General features: G+C 49.8%; 20 protein-coding genes. 19 read left to right on the top strand and 1 reads right to left on the bottom strand.

From position 1 onward, the window contains the following. The first annotated feature begins 18 nt into the window (after positions 1-18). The 19 genes from nusA (at position 19) to FS806_RS03025 (ending at position 20,531) form a co-directional block, all read left to right on the top strand. On the top strand, positions 19-1,116 hold the full coding sequence (gene nusA, locus FS806_RS03115) for a transcription termination factor NusA (protein WP_144933090.1): 1,098 nt from the start codon (positions 19-21) through the stop codon (positions 1,114-1,116). A 73-nt stretch (positions 1,117-1,189) separates the two neighbouring features. Continuing rightward, complete coding sequence (gene rnpM, locus FS806_RS03110) at positions 1,190-1,498, top strand: RNase P modulator RnpM (protein WP_144933256.1); 309 nt, start codon at positions 1,190-1,192, stop codon at positions 1,496-1,498. Then, a complete protein-coding gene (locus tag FS806_RS03105; RefSeq protein ID WP_144933089.1) occupies positions 1,491-1,811 on the top strand; it encodes a L7Ae/L30e/S12e/Gadd45 family ribosomal protein in 321 nt (106 codons plus the stop codon). The genes rnpM and FS806_RS03105 overlap by 8 nt, the downstream gene beginning before the upstream one ends. Before the next feature lies 1 nt (position 1,812). Then, entirely contained in the window at positions 1,813-4,341 is a 2,529-nt protein-coding gene (infB, locus tag FS806_RS03100; RefSeq protein ID WP_144933088.1) for a translation initiation factor IF-2, read from the top strand. Positions 4,342-4,346: 5 nt separating this feature from the next. After that, the gene (gene rbfA / locus FS806_RS03095; RefSeq protein WP_144933086.1) at positions 4,347-4,703 is read left to right on the top strand and encodes a 30S ribosome-binding factor RbfA; all 357 of its coding nucleotides are present in this window, start codon (positions 4,347-4,349) and stop codon (positions 4,701-4,703) included. Then, the gene (locus FS806_RS03090; protein WP_144933084.1) at positions 4,700-5,692 is read left to right on the top strand and encodes a DHH family phosphoesterase; all 993 of its coding nucleotides are present in this window, start codon (positions 4,700-4,702) and stop codon (positions 5,690-5,692) included. Before rbfA ends, FS806_RS03090 begins: the two co-directional genes overlap by 4 nt. Beyond that, entirely contained in the window at positions 5,689-6,603 is a 915-nt protein-coding gene (gene truB / locus FS806_RS03085) for a tRNA pseudouridine(55) synthase TruB (RefSeq protein ID WP_144933082.1), read from the top strand. The genes FS806_RS03090 and truB overlap by 4 nt, the downstream gene beginning before the upstream one ends. Before the next feature lie 34 nt (positions 6,604-6,637). Next, positions 6,638-7,591 (top strand): bifunctional riboflavin kinase/FAD synthetase, encoded by a 954-nt coding sequence (locus FS806_RS03080; protein ID WP_260981961.1) that lies wholly within the window; start codon positions 6,638-6,640, stop codon positions 7,589-7,591. A 226-nt stretch (positions 7,592-7,817) separates the two neighbouring features. Further along, positions 7,818-8,087, top strand: a complete 270-nt coding sequence (rpsO, locus tag FS806_RS03075) for a 30S ribosomal protein S15 (protein ID WP_144933080.1) — start codon at positions 7,818-7,820, stop codon at positions 8,085-8,087. A gap of 333 nt (positions 8,088-8,420) precedes the next feature. Continuing rightward, positions 8,421-10,505: a polyribonucleotide nucleotidyltransferase gene (gene pnp, locus FS806_RS03070; protein ID WP_144933078.1), complete on the top strand. Its 2,085-nt coding sequence runs from the start codon at positions 8,421-8,423 to the stop codon at positions 10,503-10,505. 167 nt (positions 10,506-10,672) lie between these two features. Next, on the top strand, positions 10,673-11,683 hold the full coding sequence (locus FS806_RS03065) for a polysaccharide deacetylase family protein (protein WP_144933076.1): 1,011 nt from the start codon (positions 10,673-10,675) through the stop codon (positions 11,681-11,683). A 42-nt stretch (positions 11,684-11,725) separates the two neighbouring features. Next, positions 11,726-12,991 carry a M16 family metallopeptidase gene (locus tag FS806_RS03060; protein ID WP_144933074.1) on the top strand — a complete coding sequence of 422 codons (1,266 nt, stop codon included), beginning with the start codon at positions 11,726-11,728 and terminating at the stop codon, positions 12,989-12,991. Further along, positions 12,969-13,415, top strand: coding sequence for a dUTP diphosphatase (gene dut / locus FS806_RS03055; RefSeq protein WP_186328182.1), 447 nt, complete (start codon positions 12,969-12,971; stop codon positions 13,413-13,415). Before FS806_RS03060 ends, dut begins: the two co-directional genes overlap by 23 nt. 386 nt (positions 13,416-13,801) lie before the next feature. Beyond that, on the top strand, positions 13,802-14,695 hold the full coding sequence (gene dpsA, locus FS806_RS03050) for a dipicolinate synthase subunit DpsA (RefSeq protein ID WP_144933072.1): 894 nt from the start codon (positions 13,802-13,804) through the stop codon (positions 14,693-14,695). Between the two features lie 3 nt (positions 14,696-14,698). Further along, positions 14,699-15,295, top strand: coding sequence for a dipicolinate synthase subunit B (locus FS806_RS03045; protein ID WP_144933070.1), 597 nt, complete (start codon positions 14,699-14,701; stop codon positions 15,293-15,295). A 48-nt stretch (positions 15,296-15,343) separates the two neighbouring features. Then, positions 15,344-16,384 (top strand): aspartate-semialdehyde dehydrogenase, encoded by a 1,041-nt coding sequence (locus tag FS806_RS03040; protein ID WP_144933068.1) that lies wholly within the window; start codon positions 15,344-15,346, stop codon positions 16,382-16,384. 44 nt (positions 16,385-16,428) lie between these two features. Continuing rightward, on the top strand, positions 16,429-17,652 hold the full coding sequence (gene dapG / locus FS806_RS03035; protein ID WP_144933066.1) for an aspartate kinase: 1,224 nt from the start codon (positions 16,429-16,431) through the stop codon (positions 17,650-17,652). A gap of 21 nt (positions 17,653-17,673) precedes the next feature. After that, positions 17,674-18,552 (top strand): 4-hydroxy-tetrahydrodipicolinate synthase, encoded by an 879-nt coding sequence (gene dapA, locus FS806_RS03030; protein WP_144933064.1) that lies wholly within the window; start codon positions 17,674-17,676, stop codon positions 18,550-18,552. 302 nt (positions 18,553-18,854) lie between these two features. Further along, positions 18,855-20,531 (top strand): ribonuclease J, encoded by a 1,677-nt coding sequence (locus tag FS806_RS03025; protein WP_144933062.1) that lies wholly within the window; start codon positions 18,855-18,857, stop codon positions 20,529-20,531. Between the two features lie 156 nt (positions 20,532-20,687). On the opposite strand, the gene FS806_RS03020 is transcribed toward FS806_RS03025, so the two are convergent. Continuing rightward, positions 20,688-23,204, bottom strand: a complete 2,517-nt coding sequence (locus tag FS806_RS03020) for an ABC transporter permease (protein ID WP_144933060.1) — start codon at positions 23,202-23,204, stop codon at positions 20,688-20,690. Positions 23,205-23,207: the final 3 nt, after the last annotated feature.

Genomic DNA, 23,207 nt, shown 5'->3' with positions numbered 1-23,207 from the left:
AAGGGGGAAAGAAGTTCAATGAACACCGATTTTATTGAAGCGCTGCACGAGATTGAAACTCAAAAGGGTATCAGCAAAGATATCCTGATTGAGGCGATCGAGGCGGCATTGATTTCCAGCTACAAACGAAATTTCAACACGGCCCAGAATGTACGGGTCGACATTAACCGGCAGACCGGCTTGATTAAGGTATATGCCCGTAAAACGGTTGCGGATGAGGTGCTTGATCCGCGTCTCGAAATCTCTCTGGATGCGGCCAGAGAGATTAACCCGAACTATCAGTTGGACGACATCGTCGAGATTGAGGTAACTCCTAAGGATTTTGGAAGGATTGCGGCTCAGACGGCTAAGCAGGTCGTGACCCAAAGAATCCGCGAAGCGGAAAGAGGCCTTATCTATAACGCTTTTATTGAGAAGGAAGAAGATATCGTTACTGGAATCGTTCAACGGCAGGATACCAGAAATATTTATGTGGATCTGGGCAAGGTTGAAGCGGTGCTTCCTCTCAACGAATTGATGCCGACCGATAAATTCAAGCATGGAGATCGCATTAAGGCGTATATTACCAAAGTCGAGAATACGACAAAGGGGCCGCAAATTTTTCTGTCCCGTACTCACCCGGGCCTCCTGAAAAGATTGTTTGAGCTGGAGGTTCCGGAAATTTTCCAAGGCGTAGTGGAGATTCGGTCGGTGGCCCGGGAAGCGGGCTTCCGTTCCAAAATTGCCGTCTATTCCCGCGATGCGGAAGTGGACGCGGTTGGTTCCTGTGTAGGGCCGAAAGGCGTGCGTGTACAGGCGATCGTCACCGAGCTTAAAGGGGAGAAGATCGATATCGTCCGCTGGTCCGAAAATGTGGAGGAATACGTAGCCAATGCGCTCAGCCCGTCCAAGGTGCTTGAGGTTAACGTATTTGAAAGCGAGAAGATGTCCAGGGTCATCGTTCCGGACTATCAGCTGTCGCTGGCCATCGGAATCAAAGGGCAGAACGCCCGTCTGGCCGCCAAGCTGACCGGCTGGAAGATTGATATTAAGAGTGAAACGCAGGCCGAGCAGGAATTCGGCCGGGAGAAAACTTTTACAGAAGAGATGCCTCAGGATTCGGCAAGCTTTGATTAAAGCGTTCGCTGATGCGTGACTAATTTGTGAGGCTCGTATAATACAAGGCAGTTCTTGGGAGCGGGTGATGGAATTGAGGCAGAGAAAAGTACCCTTAAGAAAATGTGTAGCTTGCCAGCAAATGATGGCCAAGAAAGAATTGATTCGCGTGGTCAAAACGCCAGACGATGAAATCTTGATTGATCTGACCGGCAAGAAGTCGGGAAGAGGAGCTTATCTCTGCGGCAAATTGTCCTGTTTCAAGCTCGCCAAAAAAAGCAGAGCTTTGGACAGGGCTCTCAAACACAGCGTCGGCGATCAGATTTATGATCAGCTGGAGCAGGATTTTATTCGAGTGGAAGATGAATTTTTAGCTGCTAAGGAAGAGTCGGACGATGAATAGCAATAAATTGTTATCCGGTCTTGGTCTAGCCATGCGGGCGGGGAAGCTTGTCACCGGTGACGAAGGGGTGCTGGACGCCATCCGCACCGGGAAAGCAAAGCTGGTCCTTCTCGCAGTTGACGCTTCCGAGAATACAAGCAAAAAGTTCAGGGACAAATGCCTGACTTATCAAGTCCCTTTAATCGAATACGGTACTCGGGAACAACTGGGATCTAGTGTCGGTAAAGCGGAACGGGTCATAATGGCGGTTACCGATCCCGGATTTGCACAGGTGATAGCAAGGGCGAAGGCAAATCTAGCGGAGGTGGAGTAATTTGAGTAAAAACGAAAACAAAGATAAATTGAGGGTTTATGAATATGCCAAGTCTTTAAACATGAGCAGCAAAGAAATCATTACCATATTAAAGCGTCTAAATATTTCGGTCAACAATCATATGAGCGTGATGGAGAGGGAGGCGGTGGAGGCCGTGGAGAAATTTTTCCGCGACGTCAAGGCTAATGCCGCCGCGAAACGGGCTGCTTCGGAGGATAGTGCCGCAGTGAGTTCAGCAGCGTCCGCCCCCAAGAAGCAGCCGTCACAATCGGCCGCTGGAGGGGAAGACATGAAGAAAAATCAAGGAACAGGACAGCAAACGAAACAGTCATCGCCGCGCAATCAATCTCAGCAAGGTTCATCGAATACACCTAATAAGAAAAAGCAGGGCAATGGCGGAGGTCAGAATCAGCAAGGAAATAACAAGCCTGCCGCAGGCCGTGATGCTCGCCCGCAAGGGGGACAACGGCAGGAAGGCAACCGGAATCGCAAGCCCGAAACTGTAGCAGCGGCGGATTCCGCTTCCGGAAATGCGAACCGGAACAATAATCGCGGACCGCAGCCCAAGACAAACGGGAAAGTTCCGCGCAATCCGCTGGGCGGAATAGATGATCTGGATATTAAAGCTAACGAAGGAGTCACCAACAAAAAGACGAAGCCGAATCAAAGACGCTTCGATGACAATAAAGCAGGCTCTTCCAAAGGTAATTTCCGGAACAACCGTTCAGGCAAAGGAGGCAGACAGCAGTCTCCCGTGCGTAAAGAAAAGGTGGACAACACTCCGAAGAAGATTATCGTTCGCGGAACGATGACCGTAGGCGAGCTGGCCAAGCTGCTGCATAAGGATGTATCCGAAGTCATTAAGAAGCTGCTCTTCCTTGGAGTTATGGCGACCATTAACCAAGAGCTTGATCTTGATACGATTCAATTAATTGCATCGGAATATGGTGTGGAAGTCGAATTGAAAATTCCGGTAGATGAAGAGAACTTCGAGCTGATTGAAGAAGTGGACGATGAAGCCGATCTGATGGAACGTCCTCCGGTTGTTACCATTATGGGTCATGTTGACCATGGTAAAACGACCCTGCTGGATGCCATCCGTTCTACAAGCGTAACGGAAGGGGAAGCGGGCGGAATCACTCAGCATATCGGGGCCTATCAGGTGGAAGCACAGGGCAAGAAAATTACATTCCTGGATACTCCGGGCCACGAAGCCTTCACCACGATGCGTGCCAGAGGAGCACAGGTTACGGATATTACCATTCTTGTCGTTGCTGCCGATGACGGCGTCATGCCGCAAACCGTAGAGGCGATCAGCCATGCCAAAGCGGCAAATGTGCCTATTATCGTTGCGGTTAACAAAATCGACAAGCCTGAAGCAAATCCGGACCGGATTAAGCAGGAATTGACCGAATATGAGCTTGTCCCTGAGGAATGGGGCGGGGATACGATCTTCGTCAATGTCTCAGCGAAGCAGAAGATCGGCCTTGAAAATCTGCTCGAGATGGTTCTCCTTGTCGCCGAGGTGCAGGAGTTGAAGGCCAATCCGAACAAACGCGCCAGAGGAACGGTGATTGAGGCCGAGCTGGATAAAGGAAGGGGACCGGTGGCCCGCATTCTGATTCAGCATGGTACGTTGAAGGTTGGAGACAGCTTTATTGCCGGGGTTTGCTTTGGCCGCGTGCGTGCAATGGTCAATGATAGAGGCAAGAAGCTGAAGGAAGCCGGGCCGTCCACTCCGGTAGAGATTACCGGACTGACGGAGGTGCCTCAAGCCGGTGATCCGTTCCTGGCTTATGAGGATGAGCGCAAGGCGAGAGCGATCGCCGAGAAGCGGGCCTCTACGCTGAGGCAGTCCGAGATGGGTGCGAGCTCCCGCGTTACGCTGGATGATTTGTATAAGCATATCAAGGAAGGCGAAATCAAGGAGCTCAACATCATTATTAAAGCGGACGTTCAAGGTACCGTGGAAGCTCTGAGAGGCTCGCTGGAAAAAATCGATGTAGAGGGCGTGCGGGTTAAAATTATCCACACCGGCGTAGGAGCGATTACCGAATCGGATATTATCCTTGCCTCGGCCTCCAACGCGATTATTATCGGCTTTAACGTTCGTCCGGAACCGGCGGCGAAAGTGACCGCGGATCAGGAGAAGGTGGATATTCGACTCCATCGCGTTATTTACAGCGCCATAGAGGAAATTGAATCGGCGATGAAGGGAATGCTCGATCCGGAATATAAGGAAAATGTCATCGGACACGCGGAAGTCAGAGAAACCTTCCGTATATCCAGGATCGGAACGATTGCCGGCTGCATGGTTACTCAAGGTAAAATCATTCGCACAGCGGAAGCTCGTCTGATTCGCGACGGAATCGTCATCTACGAAGGCCATCTTGACTCCCTGAAGAGGTTTAAGGATGATGCCAAAGAAGTAGCTCAAGGATATGAATGCGGAATTACATTGGAACGGTTTAACGATATCAAAGAAGGAGATATCATTGAGGCGTTCATAATGGAAGCCGTTGAGAGGTGATTGCAATGTCCAGAATCCGTACGGGCAGAGTGGGAGAACAAATCAAGAAAGAGCTAAGCCAAATCATTCAGAACGAATTCAAGGATCCGAGAATTGGTTTTGTAACGATTACCGGCGTGGATGTGACGAATGATCTCTCCCAAGCCAAGGTTTATCTGAGCGTCTTAGGTTCCGATGAAGAGAAGGAAGAGACTTTAAAGGCGCTGAATCGCGGGATGGGGTTTCTCCGGTCGGAATTGTCCAAACGAATCCGGCTTAGGGTTACTCCCGAGCTGATCTTTAAATTCGACACTTCGATCGATTACGGAACCCGCATCGAGAAATTGCTGGGACAAATTAACGAGGAGAAGCCGAAGCCATGACAGGCAAAGGGAATGATTTAGAGAAGCAGGTGATGGCGGCCGTTGAATTTATTCGCCGCCATGACCGATTTCTGGTCGTGTCGCATCTTAATCCGGACGGGGATGCCATCGGCTCCACCTTGGCGGTCGGTTTAATGCTGGAGTATTTGAACAAGACCTACAAGATGGTTAATGAGGACCCGCTTCCCTCCAAATTTAATCTTCTGCGGGGCAGCGACCGGGTGCTGCTTGCTTCCGAGCTGTCTGAAGATGAGCCGTATGACGCCGTTATCAGTCTCGATTGTGCGGATTTTCGGCGAATGGGAGAGCTGCATAAGCGAGTTCAACCGGAAACTCCACTGCTCAATATCGATCATCATGCCACAAATGAAGGGTTTGGCACCTGCGTCTGGATTGAAGCCGAGGCTGCCGCAACCGCGGAAATGCTGTACGCTTTGGTGAACGGATTGGGCATTCCATGGACTGAAGATTTGGCGAAGTGCATCTATACCGGGTTGTTGACCGATACCGGCGGTTTTCGTTATGCGAATACAGGCCCCCAAGTACTGCGCATTGCCTCCGAGATGCTGGATTACGGGGTGCGGGCCAGCGAGCTGGCCAACGTTCTGCTGGAGCAGATGACTTACCCTCAGCTTGTTCTGCTGCAGAAGTCGCTCGCCCGGCTTTCTTTCGCCTATGAACGCAGGGTAGCCTGGGTCAGCGTGACCGCCCGGGATATGGCCGAAGCGCAAGCGGCGAACGAAGATATAGAGGGACTGGTCAATTATCCGCGCAATATCGAAGGGGTGGAAGTGGGCCTGTTGTTTAAGGAAACAGGGGAAGATACTTTCAAGGTCAGCTTGCGCTCCAACGGTAAAGTGGACGTGGCACGAATTGCCAAATCATTCGGCGGGGGCGGACATACGTTAGCGGCAGGATGTACGCTGACGGGAACATTGGATCAGGTAACCTCACAATTAGTAAAGGAAGTAGGTTTGGCTCTCGAATGACGTTGGAAGGCGTGTTGCCGGTATTGAAGCCGGCGGATTATACATCTCATGATGTGGTGGCCAAGGTTAGGCGGATCACCGGGATGAAAAGGATCGGCCATACCGGAACGCTGGATCCTAAAGTAACGGGCGTACTTCCTCTCTGTATCGGAAGGGCTACCCGGGTGGTTGAGTATATTCAGGACATGCCGAAAGAATATGAAGCGACCCTTACGCTGGGTTTGGCAACCGATACGGAGGATCTAAGCGGCAGGATAGTGGAGGAAGTGGAAACTGTACAGGTCAGCGAGGATCAAATTCGTGCAGCTGTGCAGTCGTTCATCGGTACGATCGAGCAAATACCGCCCATGTACTCCGCGGTGAAAGTGGAAGGACGGCGTTTATACGAACTGGCCAGAATGGGGCAGGAAGTCGAAAGGAAGAAAAGACAGGTAACCATCTATGGAATCGACCTTCTGGAAATGAAGCTGGACCGTCCTCATCCTGAAATAAAGTTTAGGGTGCGCTGCTCCAAAGGAACCTATATTCGAACCTTGTGCACGGATATGGGGAGGCAATTAGGATATCCTGCGGTTATGTCTGACCTGGTCCGCTCATCGACCGGGGCAATTACGCTTGATCGATGCCTGTCCATTCCGGAAATCGAAGAGCTGATGAAGGAAGGCAGGCTTTCCGAACGGCTGATACCGACTGATCAAGCAATCCCCCATATTCCCAAGGCATACGTGTCGGAAGTGCATGCTGTCAGAGCTCTGCAAGGCCGAATGGTCCGCCCGGAGGAACCTCTAGCCGAAGAATGGAACGGACGAGTCATGCGGGTTTATTCGGCAGCCGCAAATCATCCATTTCTTGGAATTTTCCGATGGGACGCAGAGCGCGCTCTTCTGATTCCGGAGAAGATTTTCAATTAAGCTGACATCTCGTAAGAATTGCAGGTGAATCCAAGTGCAGGTTTTCCATATTCAATATCCGACCCGATTGCCTCTTGAAGGAATGCCTTCTTCCCAGGTGATGGCGATTGGAGAATTCGACGGAGTTCATCTAGGTCACCGGGAAGTGATATCGAGGGCTGTGCAGACGGGGGCATCGCTCGATCTGCCCGCTTCCGTCATGACTTTCGATCCTCATCCGCGAGCGGTGCTTGGACATGATAATTATACTCAGAGCTTGACACCGTTAGCCAAAAAATTAGAACTATTTGAACAAATGGGAGTCCATTGCACTTATATCGTAGAATTTCATCCCGAGTTTGCGAAGCTGACACCGGCTGAATTTGTGGAGCAATTTTTAATGCCGCTCGGTGTCAGTTCGGTCATTGTCGGGTTTGACTTCAGATTTGGGCACCGGGGCTCGGGCACTCCCGACACACTGTGTGAATTAAGCCGGGGCCGGTTTGCTGTCGAAGTGGTCCGGCCGTTTCTTATGGACGGCGAGAAGGTAAGCAGCACAAGGATCCGGGAACATCTCAAGGCTGGGCAAATGGAGGAAGCAAGGACTCTGCTAGGGCGCCGATATACGGTACGCGGGCTTGTGGTAGAGGGGGACAAGAGGGGGCGGACCATCGGCTTCCCTACAGCGAACATAGATCCTGCCGAATCCGAAGCTTATGTCATGCCGGCGAACGGAGTCTATGCGGTCAGAGTAATCTGGGAAGGCAATGTGTATTACGGGGCGGCTAATATCGGGGTAAAACCGACCTTTTCAGGTGACCGGAAACTTCCTGTGCTCGAGGTCCATTTGCTGGACTATGAAGGAGATCTTTACGGGAGAAGCCTGGAAGTGGAGTTTTTATATTTTATCCGCAGCGAGCGGAAGTTTTCCTCTGTCGATGAGCTGATAGCGCAAATCGGGACTGACGTGAAAGACATCAGGACCAAGCTGTCTATTTTGCCGCATTAGAAAGTTAAAGTTACGGGTTATTCATCTTCGGAATGGCTACGTTACGAGCTTTTTTATCATAAGGGCCATTTACTTGGCTTACCTTATTATGTTATACTGAATTGTGTTCGTCTTATGGAGGGTAATCTCTCCGGGACGAAGAAGACTGAACCTCAGCGCGGACATCCGCTGCTCCGGCGGTTTCTGGGCTGCAGGCGATTCTTTAGATTATGAGGAGGTGAACAGGATGGCACTTACCCAAGAACGTAAGCAACAACTGATTCAGGAGCATAAGGTTCACGAGACGGATACCGGTTCTCCTGAAGTACAAATTGCTATCCTTACGGAAAACATCGTAAACTTGACCAATCATTTGCGTACGCACAAGAAAGACCACCATTCTCGCCGCGGTCTTTTGAAGATGGTCGGACAACGCCGTAAGCTGTTGGCCTATTTGAAGAATAACGATGTTAAACGTTACAGCGCGTTAATCGAGAAATTGGGTCTTCGCAGATAGGTTCAATTGTAGAAAAGCAACTTTGTTTAATCATGCAGTACTTCTGCATAGACGGCAAGGTTGCTTTTTCGCATACTTTCTTTTTGCAAGACACCCCCCTCTTATGGAAGAAAGACGAAGGAGTTGTCCTTGGAACATCAGACTTTTATTCTGCTTCCCTGATCTTTCCCGGCAATGCACATGCGTCTTCCCCATTAAGATACGGAAATGGTTTCCGTGGGTCTTTTATAGTTCCTGTCAGGAAGCAAGTCGATTATGATTTGCTGTCAAGAAGGAAATGCTAGTACAGATACAGAATAATTAGAACCAAGTCCCACATAGCAGGAGGTAAGTATGGAGAAGAAAATACATATGGAACTAGGCGGCAGGCCGCTCATTCTCGAAACGGGAAGATTGGCCAAGCAGGCTAACGGAGCGGTTATGGCCCGTTACGGGGATACGGCCGTTCTATGTACCGTTACCGCATCGTCAGATCCGAAGGATCTCGATTTTTTCCCATTGACGGTCAACTATGAAGAAAGATTGTATTCCGTCGGCAAGATTCCCGGGGGCTATCCTAAGAGAGAAGGAAGACCGACGCAGAAAGCTATTCTGGCCAGCCGTCTCACAGACCGGCCAATCCGTCCGTTGTTTCCTGAAGGCTTCCGCAACGACGTGCAAATCGTCAATATAGTAATGAGTGTTGAACAGGATTGCTCGCCGGATATTGTTGCCATGATCGGCACATCGGCCGCGCTCAGCATCTCTGATGTCCCGTTCAACGGACCGATCGGCGGAGTGATTGTCGGACGGGTCGACGGCCAGTTCGTTATTAATCCGACTGTGGAGCAGAGCAAGGCCAGCGAGCTTTACCTCGTTGTTGCCGGTACGAAGGATGCCATCATGATGGTGGAAGCCGAGGCTCACGAGGTTCCCGAGGAAATTATGCTGGAAGCGATCATGTTCGGGCATGATGAAATTAAGAAAATCGTGGAGAAAATCGAGCAGTTTACCGCGGAGAACGGTAAGCCCAAAATGGAAGTAAAGCTGCATCAAATCGATGAAGAAGTAGATGCTGCGGTACGCGCTTATGCCCATGAACGCTTGGTGGAAGCGGTACGCATTCCGGAGAAGCAAGCCCGCCAGGATGCGATTGACGCCATCAATGCGGAAGCTGTCGAGCATTTTACCGCCGTTTATGAAGAGACTCCCGAACGGATGAGCGACGTCAACGAGGTGCTTTACAACATTGTGAAAGAAGAAGTCCGCCGTCTGATAACCCATGATAAGGTTCGACCCGATGGCAGGGCTTTGGACGAAATCCGTCCGATTGAATGCGATACCGGCCTGCTGCCGAGGACTCACGGCTCCGCCCTGTTCACGCGCGGACAAACTCAAGCCCTCAGTATTTGTACGCTGGGCGCCTTGGGCGATGTTCAAATCTTGGACGGACTGGATCTGGAAGAGACCAAGCGGTTCATGCACCATTACAATTTCCCGCCGTTCAGCGTAGGGGAAGCCAGACCGCTGCGTGCGCCGGGTAGACGGGAAATCGGACACGGAGCTTTGGGAGAAAGAGCCTTGGAGATGGTTATTCCGTCCGAGAGCGAGTTCCCCTATACCATTCGTCTTGTTTCCGAAGTGCTGGAATCCAACGGCTCGACTTCGCAAGCAAGTATATGCGCAAGCACAATGGCTTTAATGGATGCTGGAGTGCCGATTAAAGCTCCGGTAGCCGGAATTGCGATGGGTTTGATTAAGGATGGGGAGAATGTATCTATCCTGACGGATATTCAAGGAATGGAAGATCACCTTGGAGATATGGACTTTAAAGTGGCGGGAACGTCCGCAGGGGTGACGGCCATCCAAATGGATATCAAAATCGACGGGATCGACCGCAAGATTTTGTCAGAAGCGTTAAGCCAAGCGAGAGAGGGACGGATGTTCATTCTGGATAAAATGCTCCAGACGATCAAAGAGCCGAGGAAAGAGCTCTCGCCATATGCACCCAAGATTATTACCCTGCATATTAACCCGGATAAAATTAGAGACGTCATCGGTTCCGGCGGCAAGATCATCAATAAGATCATTGATGAGACAGGTGTTAAAATCGATATCGAGCAGGATGGAACCGTCTATATTGCCTCCTCCGATGCTGAAATGAACGAGAAGGCCAAGAACATCATCGAAGGCATTGTCCGGGAGGTTGTAGTAGGTGAAACCTACCTCGGTACGGTCAAACGGGTTGAGAAATTCGGTGCTTTCGTCGAGATTCTTCCCAATAAGGAAGGGCTTGTTCATATCTCGCAATTGTCAACCGAACGGGTGGCCAAGGTTGAGGATGTAGTTTCTGTCGGCGATTCGATTACCGTCAAAGTGACCGAGATCGACTCTCAAGGAAGAATCAATCTTTCGCGGAAGGCTACTTTGACCCAATAATTTGTTCCTTTACAATAAATACGATAAAATAAAGAGTCAGATCAGTCTGTCTCTTTTTTATTTGAACCTCATTCTAATCCTTCCCTGCCCAGCATAAGATGGGACAAACAAGGAACTCGGCCGTATTTTCAGCCGGGTACCCAATATTGATCCGGGGAGAATAGAAGATGAGCGCTAATAAACGTTTGGCTTCGGTCATAGCCGGAATAGGGGCTGTCATCTTTGCTTTGTTCCAGATGCCGTTCATGCAGGACTACTTTGACCATGTCAAGGGCAAGGCGGGGCCGGAGGCGATACCTGTCTTTGGCCAGCTCAATGCCAAGCCCAAGGACAGGGCAACGCCCGAGGAGAGGCTCGAAGCGATTCGAAGAGAGGCGGCGAGGCTTTATATCCCTCCGATTGATGCTAAGCTCGACCGGGTGTGGAAAGCGATTCCCGGTTATAACGGGCGGGAAGTGGATATGGAAAGAACCCTGCAGCTGTCCAAGGACTGGATTCCCGGTCAGAAGCTGCCGCTTGTCTTTCGCGAAATTCCGCCCAAGGTTTCATTGGACGATTTAGGCGCGCAGCCTATCTACAAGGGAAATCCGAATAAGCCGATGGTTGCTCTTATGATCAATGTCGCTTGGGGGAATGAGTTTATACCCGGCATGCTGGAGACGTTAGAGCAAGAAAATGTCAAGGCAACCTTTTTCCTGGACGGGTCTTGGTTAAGCAAAAATGTGGAAATCGCCAAGCAAATTGCTTCCAAGGGGCATGAAATGTCCAACCACGCCTATTCTCATAAAAATATGAGCCAGCTTGGCCGAGAGCAGGCCGTTCAGGAAATCAGCAAGACGGAAAAGCTGCTCAAGGAGCATCTCGGGGTAGAGAATAAGCTGTTTGCGCCGCCCTCGGGGGATTTTAACCAGCAAACGGTAAAAATTGCCGCTGAATTAAACTTGAAGACGGTGCTATGGACTATTGATACGGTGGATTGGAGGAAGCCTTCCCCGCAAACCATTCTTACCAGAATAGCCAATCGCCTCGAGCCGGGGGCGATGATTCTAATGCACCCGACGGAATCTGCTTCGCTGTCCCTGGAAGGGATGATCAAGGAAATTAAAGGAAGAGGGCTTGTTCTCGGCACGGTTAGCGAATTGTTATCTTCCGATCGGGTACCTGATCCGGGAGAATGAGTTAGCAGGGGAGCCTTGCGAAACCTGTATAGGAGGAAAATAGTGATCAAACATCAATTATCGAATGGCTTAAGGGTTGTTCTCGAGCCGATCCCGTCCATCCGATCCGTGGCGATCGGAATATGGGTGAAGACCGGGTCGAGGAACGAAACACCGGAGCAGAATGGCATTTCGCATTTTATAGAGCACATGCTCTTTAAAGGAACGGACCGCTATTCTGCGCGGGATATCGCTGAGGTGTTCGACGGTATCGGGGGCAACGTCAACGCGTTTACGACGAAGGAATATACTTGTTACTATGCTAAAGTTTTGGATGAACATCTGCCTATTGCGGTGGATGTGCTGGCGGATATGTACTTTCATTCCCGTTTGGATGAGAGCGAACTGGAGAAAGAACGGAATGTCATTCTGGAGGAAATCTCCATGTATGAGGACACTCCGGATGATCTGGTTCATGATCTGTTGGCCAAAGCCGTTTACGGCGATCATTCCTTAGGCTATACTATTCTGGGCGTCGAAGACAATCTGAACCGGATGAATTCGGATACTCTGCGCGAATATATGAACCAACATTATACAGTCGATAATACGGTGATCAGTGTAGCCGGGAATATAGATGAGAATGCGGTTAAGCTGCTGGAGAAACACTTTGGCGGGGCTCACCGTTCGGGCTCCCCGGTCGTTTACGAAGCTCCCGGATTTGTCGGAGACCTGATCTATCACGAGAAGAAAACCGAGCAAAATCATATTTGTTTGGCTTTGCCGGGGCTCTCGCTGACGGATCCTCGCTACTACGCAATGATTCTTCTAAACAATACGATAGGCGGCGGAATGAGCTCCAGGCTGTTCCAGGAGATCAGGGAGAAGAGAGGGCTGGCTTACTCTGTCTATTCCTATCACTCTTCGCACGTCGATAACGGAATGTTCGTAATTTATACGGGCACGGCTCCCAAACAGACGGAAGAGGTACTTAAGGTTTCTATGGAGATCATTGAAGAAATGATCGTCCAGGGGCTGACAGACGCGGAATTGAAGAAGGGGAAGGAGCAGTTGAAGGGCAGTCTCCTCCTGAGCTTGGAGAGCACGAGCAGCCGGATGAACCGGATGGGCAAGAACGAGCTTATGCTCGGCCGCCATTTGACCATCGATGATATTATCGGCAGGATTGAGGCGGTTACGCAGGAAGAAATTCGGCAGGTGACGAAGGAATTGTTTTCCCGGCCTTTCGCTTTAGCTATGGTTGGACAATCAGATAAAGTCATACAAGGATTCAGGAGGGATCAACTTGCAGCATTTGGTTCAAATTAAGAGGCTTCCGGGAAATGAAGATATTCAGCTTCCGCAGAAAATGTCCGAGCTGGCCAGCGGATTCGACCTATATGCCGCTGTATCGGAGCCGGTCACGCTTCAGCCGGGAGAAAGGGGCCTGATCCCGACCGGATTTAGTCTGGCCATGCCGGGTGAGCTGGAGGCCCAAATCCGGCCGCGGAGCGGATTGGCCCTTAAGCACGGGATTACGGCTCTTAATTCCCCCGGAACAGTGGATGCCGATTATCGGGGGGAGGTCAAGGTTCTGCTGATCAATCATGGTCAGGAACCGTTCGTGATATCCCGCAATGAGCGAATTGCGCAGATGGTGTTCCAGTACGTTCCCTCTGTTCGCTTGGAAGAAGTGGAGGAATTGTCAGAGACCGGGAGGGGCGCCGGGGGATTCGGACATACCGGCAAATAAACTCACGTTCCTAATACGAGCGGAGATCGTTGATGATGCCGCCGTAACCATATTTTCAATGAAGACTGCCGATTTGGAATTCGGCGGTCTTTTTTATTTTTATATGAAAAGCACTGTATAAATCTTAATTGAAGCAGGCAGGAAGGCGATCGGGAACAGCGGAAGAGTTTAGCCGCCGTTAAAGCGCAGAAATTCCTGGCAGGCTTTTCAAGATCCGGGATCCCGCATAGGCTTCGAAAGCTATTCGTCCCTTTTGGGAAGACTGGTTGTTGCCGGGGAGATGACGGTCCGGCAACAAAACGCGGGCCATTGACGCTGTCACCCCTTACTGGGCCTCGGCATAAACTATTTTATCGAGAACGGCATTTGAGAAAAGGGTGTTGACATTGCTTACCGGAATCCAAGTTACATTCATAGGCGGAGATGCCCGGCAGTTGGAAGTCATAGAGCAATTATCGGAATTGGACGCTTCGGTGCAATTGATCGGCTTTGACAATCTTCAATCCTCATATAACGGAGTTACCCGGGCGAAGCTTCTGCCCGAGTCCTTGAGCAAGAGCGATGCAGTCGTTCTGCCTGCTTCGGGGATGGAAGACGATGGTCAAGTGATGTCGATCTTCTCTTCAGAGGAGCTCATTCTTGACGATGCCCATATGAAAGCACTCCCCGGCCACTGCAAGATCTATACGGGGATAGCCAAGCCTAATCTGAAAATGCTGTGCGGCAAAAATTCCGTAGGGCTTGTTGAGCTGTTTGAACGTGATGATGTAGCTATTTTCAATTCCATACCTACGGCCGAAGGCGCGCTTATGATGGCTATCCAAAACACGGACATAACTATTCACGGCTCCAGAAGCATGGTTCTGGGAATGGGAAGAACAGGGCTGACGATGGCCAGGACGCTGCAGGGATTGGGGGCTAAGGTAAAAGTAGGAATAAGGAAGCCGGAGCATTATGCCCGGGCATGGGAAATGGGCTTCGAGCCTTTCTATATCCGTGATTTAGCCGAACATGTCAAGGAGATCGACTTGATTTTTAATACGATACCGACTATGATTATCACAGCACAGATCATTGCCAAAATTCCTCACCGCGCCTTGATTATTGACCTTGCTTCGAAGCCTGGCGGAACCGATTTTCGCTTCGCGGAGAAGAGAGGGATCAAAGCGCTGCTTGCTCCTGGCCTTCCGGGAATTGTCGCGCCGAAGACCGCTGGCCGAATCATTGCCCGTGCCCTCAGCAGTTTGTTGATGGAAGATGCAGGAAAAGGGAGGAATTGAGGAATGAATTGGCATGGTAAAACGGTTGGATTTGCGCTCACCGGTTCGCACTGCACTTATGCCGAAGTGATGCCGCAAATAGAAAGATTCGTGAAGGCGGGTGCAAGAGTCATTCCTATTGCGTCTTATACGCTGATGACTACGGACACCCGCTTTGGGACGTCAGAAGATTGGCAAAAACAGTTGAAAGAAATTACGGGGAATGATATTATTTCTACAATTGTAGATGCTGAACCGCTTGGACCCTCCAAGCTGTTGGATGTGCTGGTTATCGCCCCCTGTACCGGGAACACGACGAGCAAGCTGGCCAACGCCTTGACGGAAAGTCCGGTGCTGATGGCCGCGAAGGCTCAGATGAGAAATCAGAGACCGGTAGTTCTCGCCATTTCCACGAATGACGGCCTCGGCTTGAACGCAGCCAACATAGCCAAACTGCTTGTAGCAAAGAACATTTACTTCGTTCCCTTCGGGCAGGATGCCCCCAATGTCAAAGCAAATTCTCTCGTATCTAGAATGGATCTCATTATGGAAACCTGTGAACAAGCTTTGCAAGGCAGGCAGCTACAGCCTCTATTGATCGAACGTTTTAATTATACCTAAACTGCATTAGCAATTTTCATAGAATGATAGATAAGGGAGAGTCAGGACATGTCGAATCAAAAACTGTACAATGTAGCTATCGTGGGAACTACCGGAGCGGTAGGTCAACAAATTATTCGTCTATTGGATGAAAGGAACTTTCCCGTTAAAGAATTAAAGCTGCTGGCTTCCAAGAGGTCGGCGGGTACCAAGGTCCAGTTTAAAGATCGGGAAGTGACCATTGAAGAAGCCACTCCGAACAGCTTCGAAGGAGTGGACATTGCTTTTTTCAGCGCCGGAGGCGATGTAAGTAAAGAACTCGTGCCTCATGCTGTCAAGAGCGGGGCGGTGTGCATCGATAACACCAGCGCATACCGGATGGACCCGGGAACCCCTCTGGTCGTTCCGGAAGTCAATGCGCACAAGATTCAAGAACATAAAGGCGTGATCGCGAATCCGAACTGTTCTACGACCCAGATGGTCGTGGCTCTGAAGCCGCTTCATGATCGTTACGGAATCTCCCGCGTGATTGTGTCTACTTACCAGGCTGTGTCCGGGGCGGGAAATCGGGCGATCGATGAAATGTATAAGCAGTCAAGAGAGGTGCTGGAGGGCAAATCTGTTCAACCTGATATTCTTCCGGTAGGCTCCCTGCCTGTCAAGCATCAGATTGCTTTTAACGCCATTCCGCAAATTGACAAGTTCTGGGAGAATGGCTTTACCAATGAAGAAATGAAGATGATTTTGGAAACGAAAAAAATTATGGGTGACGAGTCGATTGAAGTGACTGCGACCTGTGTCAGAATTCCGGTCGCATTCGGACATTCCGAGTCGGTTTATATCGAACTGAACTCCGACTTTGAAATGGAGGAAGTCAGGAAATTGCTGGCGGATGCACCGGGACTCGTTCTGGTCGACAATCCGGAAGCCCAGCAATATCCGTTGGCGACGGAGGCGACAGGAAAGCTGGATACTTACGTAGGGCGACTGCGCAGAGATTTATCGAATCCAAGGGCTCTGAATATGTGGATTGTGTCCGATAATCTGCTTAAAGGGGCGGCATGGAATTCAGTACAAATCGGTGAATATCTGATTGCAGAGAAGAACTGATCAGCTTATTGCGGCTGAGGTCCCATTTGGTTGGGGGTGAAGATGTGTCCATCCTTGTGCAGAAATTCGGAGGAACTTCCCTCTCCACCGCGGAAGCCAGAAAGCACGTCATAAAGCACATTAAACAAGCACTTGCCCAACAATATCAAGTAGTCGTCGTCGTCTCAGCGATGGGGAGGAAAGGCGAACCTTACGCCACCGATACGTTGTTGAATTTAATTTTTGAGCACGGCAACCGCGTTTCCCGGCGTGAGAAGGATATGCTTCTTAGCTGCGGTGAGGTGATATCCGCAGTTACTCTTTGCAGCTTGCTTAACGCCGAATCGGTTCCGGCCACTGTACTTAACGGGGTGCAGGCCGGAATCGAGACGGACGGGAATTACGGAGACGCAAGAATTGTAACCATCCGTCCGGCAAGAATTGTTGAGGAGCTGAAGCAGGGGAAAGTGGTCATTGTGACCGGTTTTCAAGGCAGAGCGGCTGTTCAGGACGAGGTTGCTACACTCGGGCGTGGCGGCAGTGATACATCGGCCACTGCGCTGGGAGTTGCGCTGAATGCCGAAAGGGTCGATATCTTCACCGATGTAACCGGCATTCTGACCGCAGATCCCAGAATTGTTGAAGAAGCCAAGCTTCTTCCGGTCATTACGTTCGCGGAAATATGCAATCTGGCTCATCACGGAGCCAAGGTGATCCACCCCCGCGCGGTTGAGGTCGCCATGCAGGCAAATTTACCGATTCGCGTCCGTTCCACCTTCAGTGATGAGGCAGGAACGCTCGTTACGCGTCCGGAAGCGGTCCGCCAGCATGTAGTGGATCGTTATGTTACGGGAATTACACATGTGCCCAATGTCACGCAGATTCAAATCGCATTTCAAGAAGGGCGCTATGATTTTCACAGGTCCGTTTTTCAAGCAATGGCCCATAATCAAATAAGCGTTGATTTTATCAATGTCAATCCATCCGGTGTCGTGTACACCGTTTTTGACGATGTTGCAGAACTGGCTGTTCAAATAGTCAGGGAGCTCGGCTATGAGCCGAAAATCCGCTCCAATTGCGCCAAGGTGGCCGTCATTGGAGGAGGGATGAATGGAGTTCCCGGGGTTATGGCCCGGATCGTAGAGGCTTTAACGGAGGCGGACGTTACGATATTGCAGTCTGCAGATTCCAATACGACGATTTGGGTGCTCGTTCCAGGGGATGAATTGCAGAGAGCGATTCGCATGCTTCACAACAAGTTTGATCTTCATAAAATGAATGGCGAATGAAAAGGTGTAGGGGGAATAGCAGTGGAATTCGGGACATTAATTACGGCGATGGTGACACCATTCGATGATCAGTTACAGGTCAACTGGACGCAGCTCGAGAAATTAATCGATTATTTGATCGAGGAGCAAAAAAGCGACAGCCTAGTAGTCTGCGGAACGACCGGAGAGTCGCCTACATTAACGGATGAAGAGAAAGTGAAACTCTTTGAGGCTGCGGTGCGTCATGCCAATGGCCGCTGCAAAATTATTGCAGGTACCGGAAGCTACGATACGGCGGACAGCATTCGTATGACCCAATTGGCAGCCGATGCGGGTGTTGACGGGATTCTGCTCGTTGCGCCGTACTACAGCAAGCCATCGCAGGAAGGGCTGTATCAGCATTTCAAAACGATTGCGGAATCAACCCAACTTCCTATCATGCTCTATAACATACCTGGAAGAACCGGGGTTAATATTGAACCGGACACGATGCTCCGGCTCGCTCAGATTCCTAACATTGTAGCCTCTAAAGAAGCTCATTCCGATATGGACCATGTATCCAAATTAGTTCGTTCCGCCCCCGAATCATTCAGAATATACAGCGGGGACGATTCGTATACACTTCCGTTCCTTTCAGTCGGTGCCTACGGTATCGTTTCGGTGTCCAGCCATATTGTCGGAAGAGACATGAAGGAAATGATCGAATGGTACAACCAGGGAGAGGTGCATAAGGCGGTTTCCAAACATGCTGAATTGTTCCCGATCTTCAGAGGCATGTTCGAATGCCCGCATAAAGTGCCGAACCCGGCCCCCGTCAAGCATGCTCTGAATCTGAAAGGCCTCAATGTCGGAGGAGTTCGTTTGCCGCTTGTTCCCGTAACTGAAGAAGAAGGCAAGTATATCGAAGGACTGCTGTCCTAGTATACAAATAGCTCTCCATACTGTTTTCGAAGAAGAATAATGCCGTATTAGAAGGAAGCTTTTTATTCAATAAGTAGTCTTATTACGCCGTATTAACGCCGTAAAAAATTTGAAGATTCTCATGTGGTAAAAAAACCGATGCCGGCAGGCATCGGTTTTTTATTTTTGGAGACAATAGGTCGTAAATGATTTAGCTTGTAATTAGTGTTTTCTTTCATGTATAATGATGGCAAGTGACTTGTGCGGTTTCTTTTTGATTGTGAGTTATAAAATCGTCGTCAATATATCAAGGAGGAATAAACTTGTCAAAAAAGAATAACGAGAAGCTATCGGTTTTCGCTCTTGGCGGCGTGGGCGAAATCGGTAAGAATATGTATGTGGTGCAATATGCCAACGATATCGTTGTGGTGGATGCGGGGCTGAAGTTTCCGGAGGAGGACATGTTAGGAATCGATATTGTCATTCCGGATATATCTTACCTGGTGGAGAATCAGGATAAGGTAAGAGGAATTCTTCTCACTCACGGACATGAAGACCATATCGGAGGATTGCCCTATATACTTAAGCAGTTGAAAGTCCCAGTATATGGAACCAAGTTAACCCTCGGGTTGGTCGAGGCCAAGCTGAAGGAAGCCAATATGTTGGGGGAAACGAAGCGCATTCTGATTAATGCCGATTCTGAGCTGCAATTGGGAACGATTAAAGCCAGCTTCTTCAAGACCAATCACAGCATTCCTGATTCTGTAGGAGTATGTCTGGATACCCCCGAAGGAACAGTTGTGCATACTGGGGATTTCAAATTTGACCAAACACCGGTTAACGGACAGTATGCGGACTTGCATCGAATGGCGGAGATTGGGAGAAAAGGAGTACTCATGCTGCTTTCCGACAGCACCAACGCTGAACGTCCCGGCTTCACAGGTTCGGAGAGAAGCGTAGGAGCCGAGTTGGAGGAAGTGTTCCGCAAAGCGCGGCAAAGAGTCGTTGTGGCTACCTTCGCCTCCAACATTCATCGGATTCAGCAGGTAATAGATGCTGCGGAATCAACCCACCGCAAAGTTACCGTTATTGGACGCAGCATGGTTAATGTAGTGACGATTGCTTCGGAGCTGGGCTACTTGAATATTCCGGAAGGAATGCTGATCGAGCCCGAGGAAGTCAATCGGATGGCCGCCGACCGGGTGGTCATTCTGTCTACGGGAAGTCAAGGCGAGCCTATGTCCGCTTTAACAAGGATGGCGCGTTCTACCCACCGGAAGGTCGATATTCTTCCCGGTGATACGGTAATTATTGCAGCGACTCCGATTCCAGGTAACGAGAAGTTCGTAGGACGCACTGTCGATGAACTGTTCCGACTGGGAGCCAACGTAATTTATGGTCCCGGCTCGGTTTCGGGTGTTCACGTATCGGGACACGGAAGTCAGGAAGAGCTCAAGCTCATGCTGAATCTGATGAAGCCTAAATATTTCATGCCAATTCACGGAGAATATCGTATGCTGCGTCAGCACGGTTTGCTGGCCGAATCGGTAGGCGTTGATAAGGAAGACATCTTTATCGTGGATATCGGTGATACGGTGGAAGTTCAGAACGGTGTGGCCCGCAGAGGGGCCAAGGTACAATCCGGCAATGTTCTCATTGACGGATTGGGAGTAGGCGATGTCGGAAATATCGTCCTGCGCGACCGGAAACTGCTGTCCCAGGATGGAATATTGGTGGTTGTCGTCACGCTTAGCAAGCAAGAGGGCAACATCTTGTCCGGCCCGGACATTATTTCCCGCGGCTTCGTATACGTCAGGGAATCGGAGGGCTTGTTGGACGAAGCAAACCGGATTGTAACCGGCACCTTAAACAAGCTGATGAATGAGAATGTTAATGAGTGGGCCTCATTAAAAACACATGTCAAAGACGCACTAGGACGATTTTTATATGAACAAACAAGAAGAAGACCTATGATCCTTCCAATCATTATGGAAGTGTGAGGCTAAGCATTAAGTCACTTAACCCAAGCTATAATAAGCCTTTCGGACAATGCTCCGAAAGGCTTTTATTGATTATGCCGCAGCGGTTCCCATGCGGTGCGGACATTTGCGTATAGAGGACGAGAATGGGGAGAGGCCGTGCGACCTGAATATTTTTTACTCCGCCTCCCGCAATCTTTCCACGATTGTAGACCTCGACAGCCATTGGTATGCAGCCAAAGTAACGATCAATGAGATTACGGCAAACAGAGGAAGTACGGCGGCGATGGGCATGATATTCATTTGAAATTCCGTATAAGCCAGGTTTTCCGATATCTCCTTGGCAATCCGGTAGGTTAAATACATTCCTGCTGTTCCCACTATCGCGCTTGTAAACAAAACGATGTAAAGTCCTTCATAAGCCAGCATTTTCTTTAGCTGTTTCTTGGTCATGCCGATGCTTTCCAGCACGGCAAATTCATTCCTGCGGGAGAATACTCCGGTTATAACCGTATTGACAAAGTTAAGCAGGCCAATCAATGCGATAATGATACTCAAGCCGTAACCGACGGTCTGAAAGATGCGGATGAACCCCTCCATTTCTTCCCTATAATCCTCCCTGGATTTCATAATCAAATCCAACGGGTCCGTAATGGTCTGTACAGCGTGTTCCACTTGCTCCAGAACGGCGGGATCCGCGTGAAGAGTAACGGAAAGTATTTGAGGATCGGCTACGGATTTGGCAAACTCTTCTGCCGGTAAATATACGTTGAAGCCTCCGCTTCTGAAAATTTGGGTACCCGCTGCGTAAAGCGCATCCGTCTTCAGAACGGCCATCACCTGATAGCTTTTTTCCATACTATCCAGCTTGATCAGGTCACCCGGATTGAAGTAGCTGATATACTGATCCTCCCCAAGCAGTGCTTCCGAGATCAGAACATAGTCTCCGGATTCGAACTTATCCCGGTCGAACGTTCCGGACACGATATCCCCATGCTGAACAACTTCATACCATCCGCTGTCGATTCCGTGAACTTGCAGACCTACAGCACCCTGATTCAAAATTGAGGTAAAGACAGGGATGTCCGGATCCTCCGAAGCCGCTAAAGGCTCCAGTACCGACAGAATCGATTCATTTAGCTTTAAAGCATCATCTTTGTAATAAACTTTATCTAATCTTTTCACTCCATGGATTGCCCTTAGCGCATTGCTGACATCCTCCGTAAGCTTTAAGTTAGCCAGTGGGAGCCTTCTTCTGTCGCCCGGAGAAGCTTCTTTTACCACGAAATCCCCCGTTATGAACGTATTCAAGTATTTGTTGACGTTCAGCGATGAAACTACGGTGTAGATTATGCTGAAAAGTATGATACCGAGCGACAGGGAGGACAGCATAAGGAATAGCTTTTTCTTATGCCGCAGCAGATTGCTCATCGACATTTTGGACAGCTTCACCCCGTTCCGGGAGCGCTTGCTTCGCTTTCGGCGGATTCCCTCGTTCATACCGGAGAACTTGACAGCCTCCACCGGCGATATTCTCGCCGCGGTTCTGCCGGGCTTACCGGCCGCCATCCGGACCGTTATATAGGAAAACAATGCTGCGCCCAGGAAAATAAAAGGGCTAACCGAATAAGAAGCTTCCACAGATGAGAAGGAGGTCATCATCGGCGTCAACCAGAGCCCAATTCCGTAGCCAATGGCAAGTCCAATAGGCAGGCCCGCCGCATACAACAGGTTTGCTTGGAGCGAGATTATTCTTTTTAGCTGCCGGGGAGTAGTTCCAATCGTTTTCAAGAGACCGTAAAACTTAATGTCGCGGACAACGGAGATGTGGAAAATATTATAGATCAGCAAATAACCGCTCAGCATAATAATCAGAACCAGGCCGGCCAACGGCAGCCCATTCATAATATTTTCAGATAGAGAAACGCTGGAATAGGCCCAGTTTACGCCATAAGACGCGTTCACTTTGGAATCGGACAACACTTCCTTGATCTTCTTCTCTATGTCCCAAGCGTTGTTAAACATGACATTAAGGCTGATCGTATGACTATAAGTTCCCGTTCGTCTGGATTCTTCGGGGTCGATATGGGAGAGATTCTTCTGCACGAAGAGCTCCGATACGAGGGCCAGTCCCGCCATCGCCACATACTGTTCCGCCTCGTAGTAACCGGATAATACGAAGTCCTTGGACATTTTCTGACCGTGGATGTCGAGATCGAGCCGGATGTTTACCCCTACCTGAGGAGGGACCCCAAGCAAATCCAAGGTCCAAGTATTCAGGGCAATTTCATTTTCACCCGATGGAAGGCCGCCTTCCAAAAATTCTATAAAGCTATGTTTGGCCGTACTTTCATCGATATGATGAATTTCCACATTTGCTCCTTTGAGCTGATCGTCTAGGGCATGACCAACGACGACGGACCTGCCGTATTGCTTGATGGAAGGATGCCGAATCAGCTTCTCTGCTTCATCCGGCGTAAGATATTTAAATACCCCATGGAAATCGCTTCCCACCGTTTTCATAAGCGCGCGTTCCATCGATTTATTAATGCTGAAGCCCATTGTAAAGACTGACGTAATCAGCAGCGTCGTCAGCACTATCGCACATATGACGACGAGGTTTCTCAGCCGGTTCGCCCGCAAGCTTTGCTTGGCGATATGGAATACCGTTCTCCCATTATTGGTTCGAAGCATACC

It is taken from the genome of Paenibacillus sp. 32O-W (genome assembly GCF_007679495.1).
Lineage (GTDB): Bacteria > Bacillota > Bacilli > Paenibacillales > NBRC-103111 > Paenibacillus_L > Paenibacillus_L residui.
This window is presented reverse-complemented; position numbering and strand designations above follow the sequence as displayed.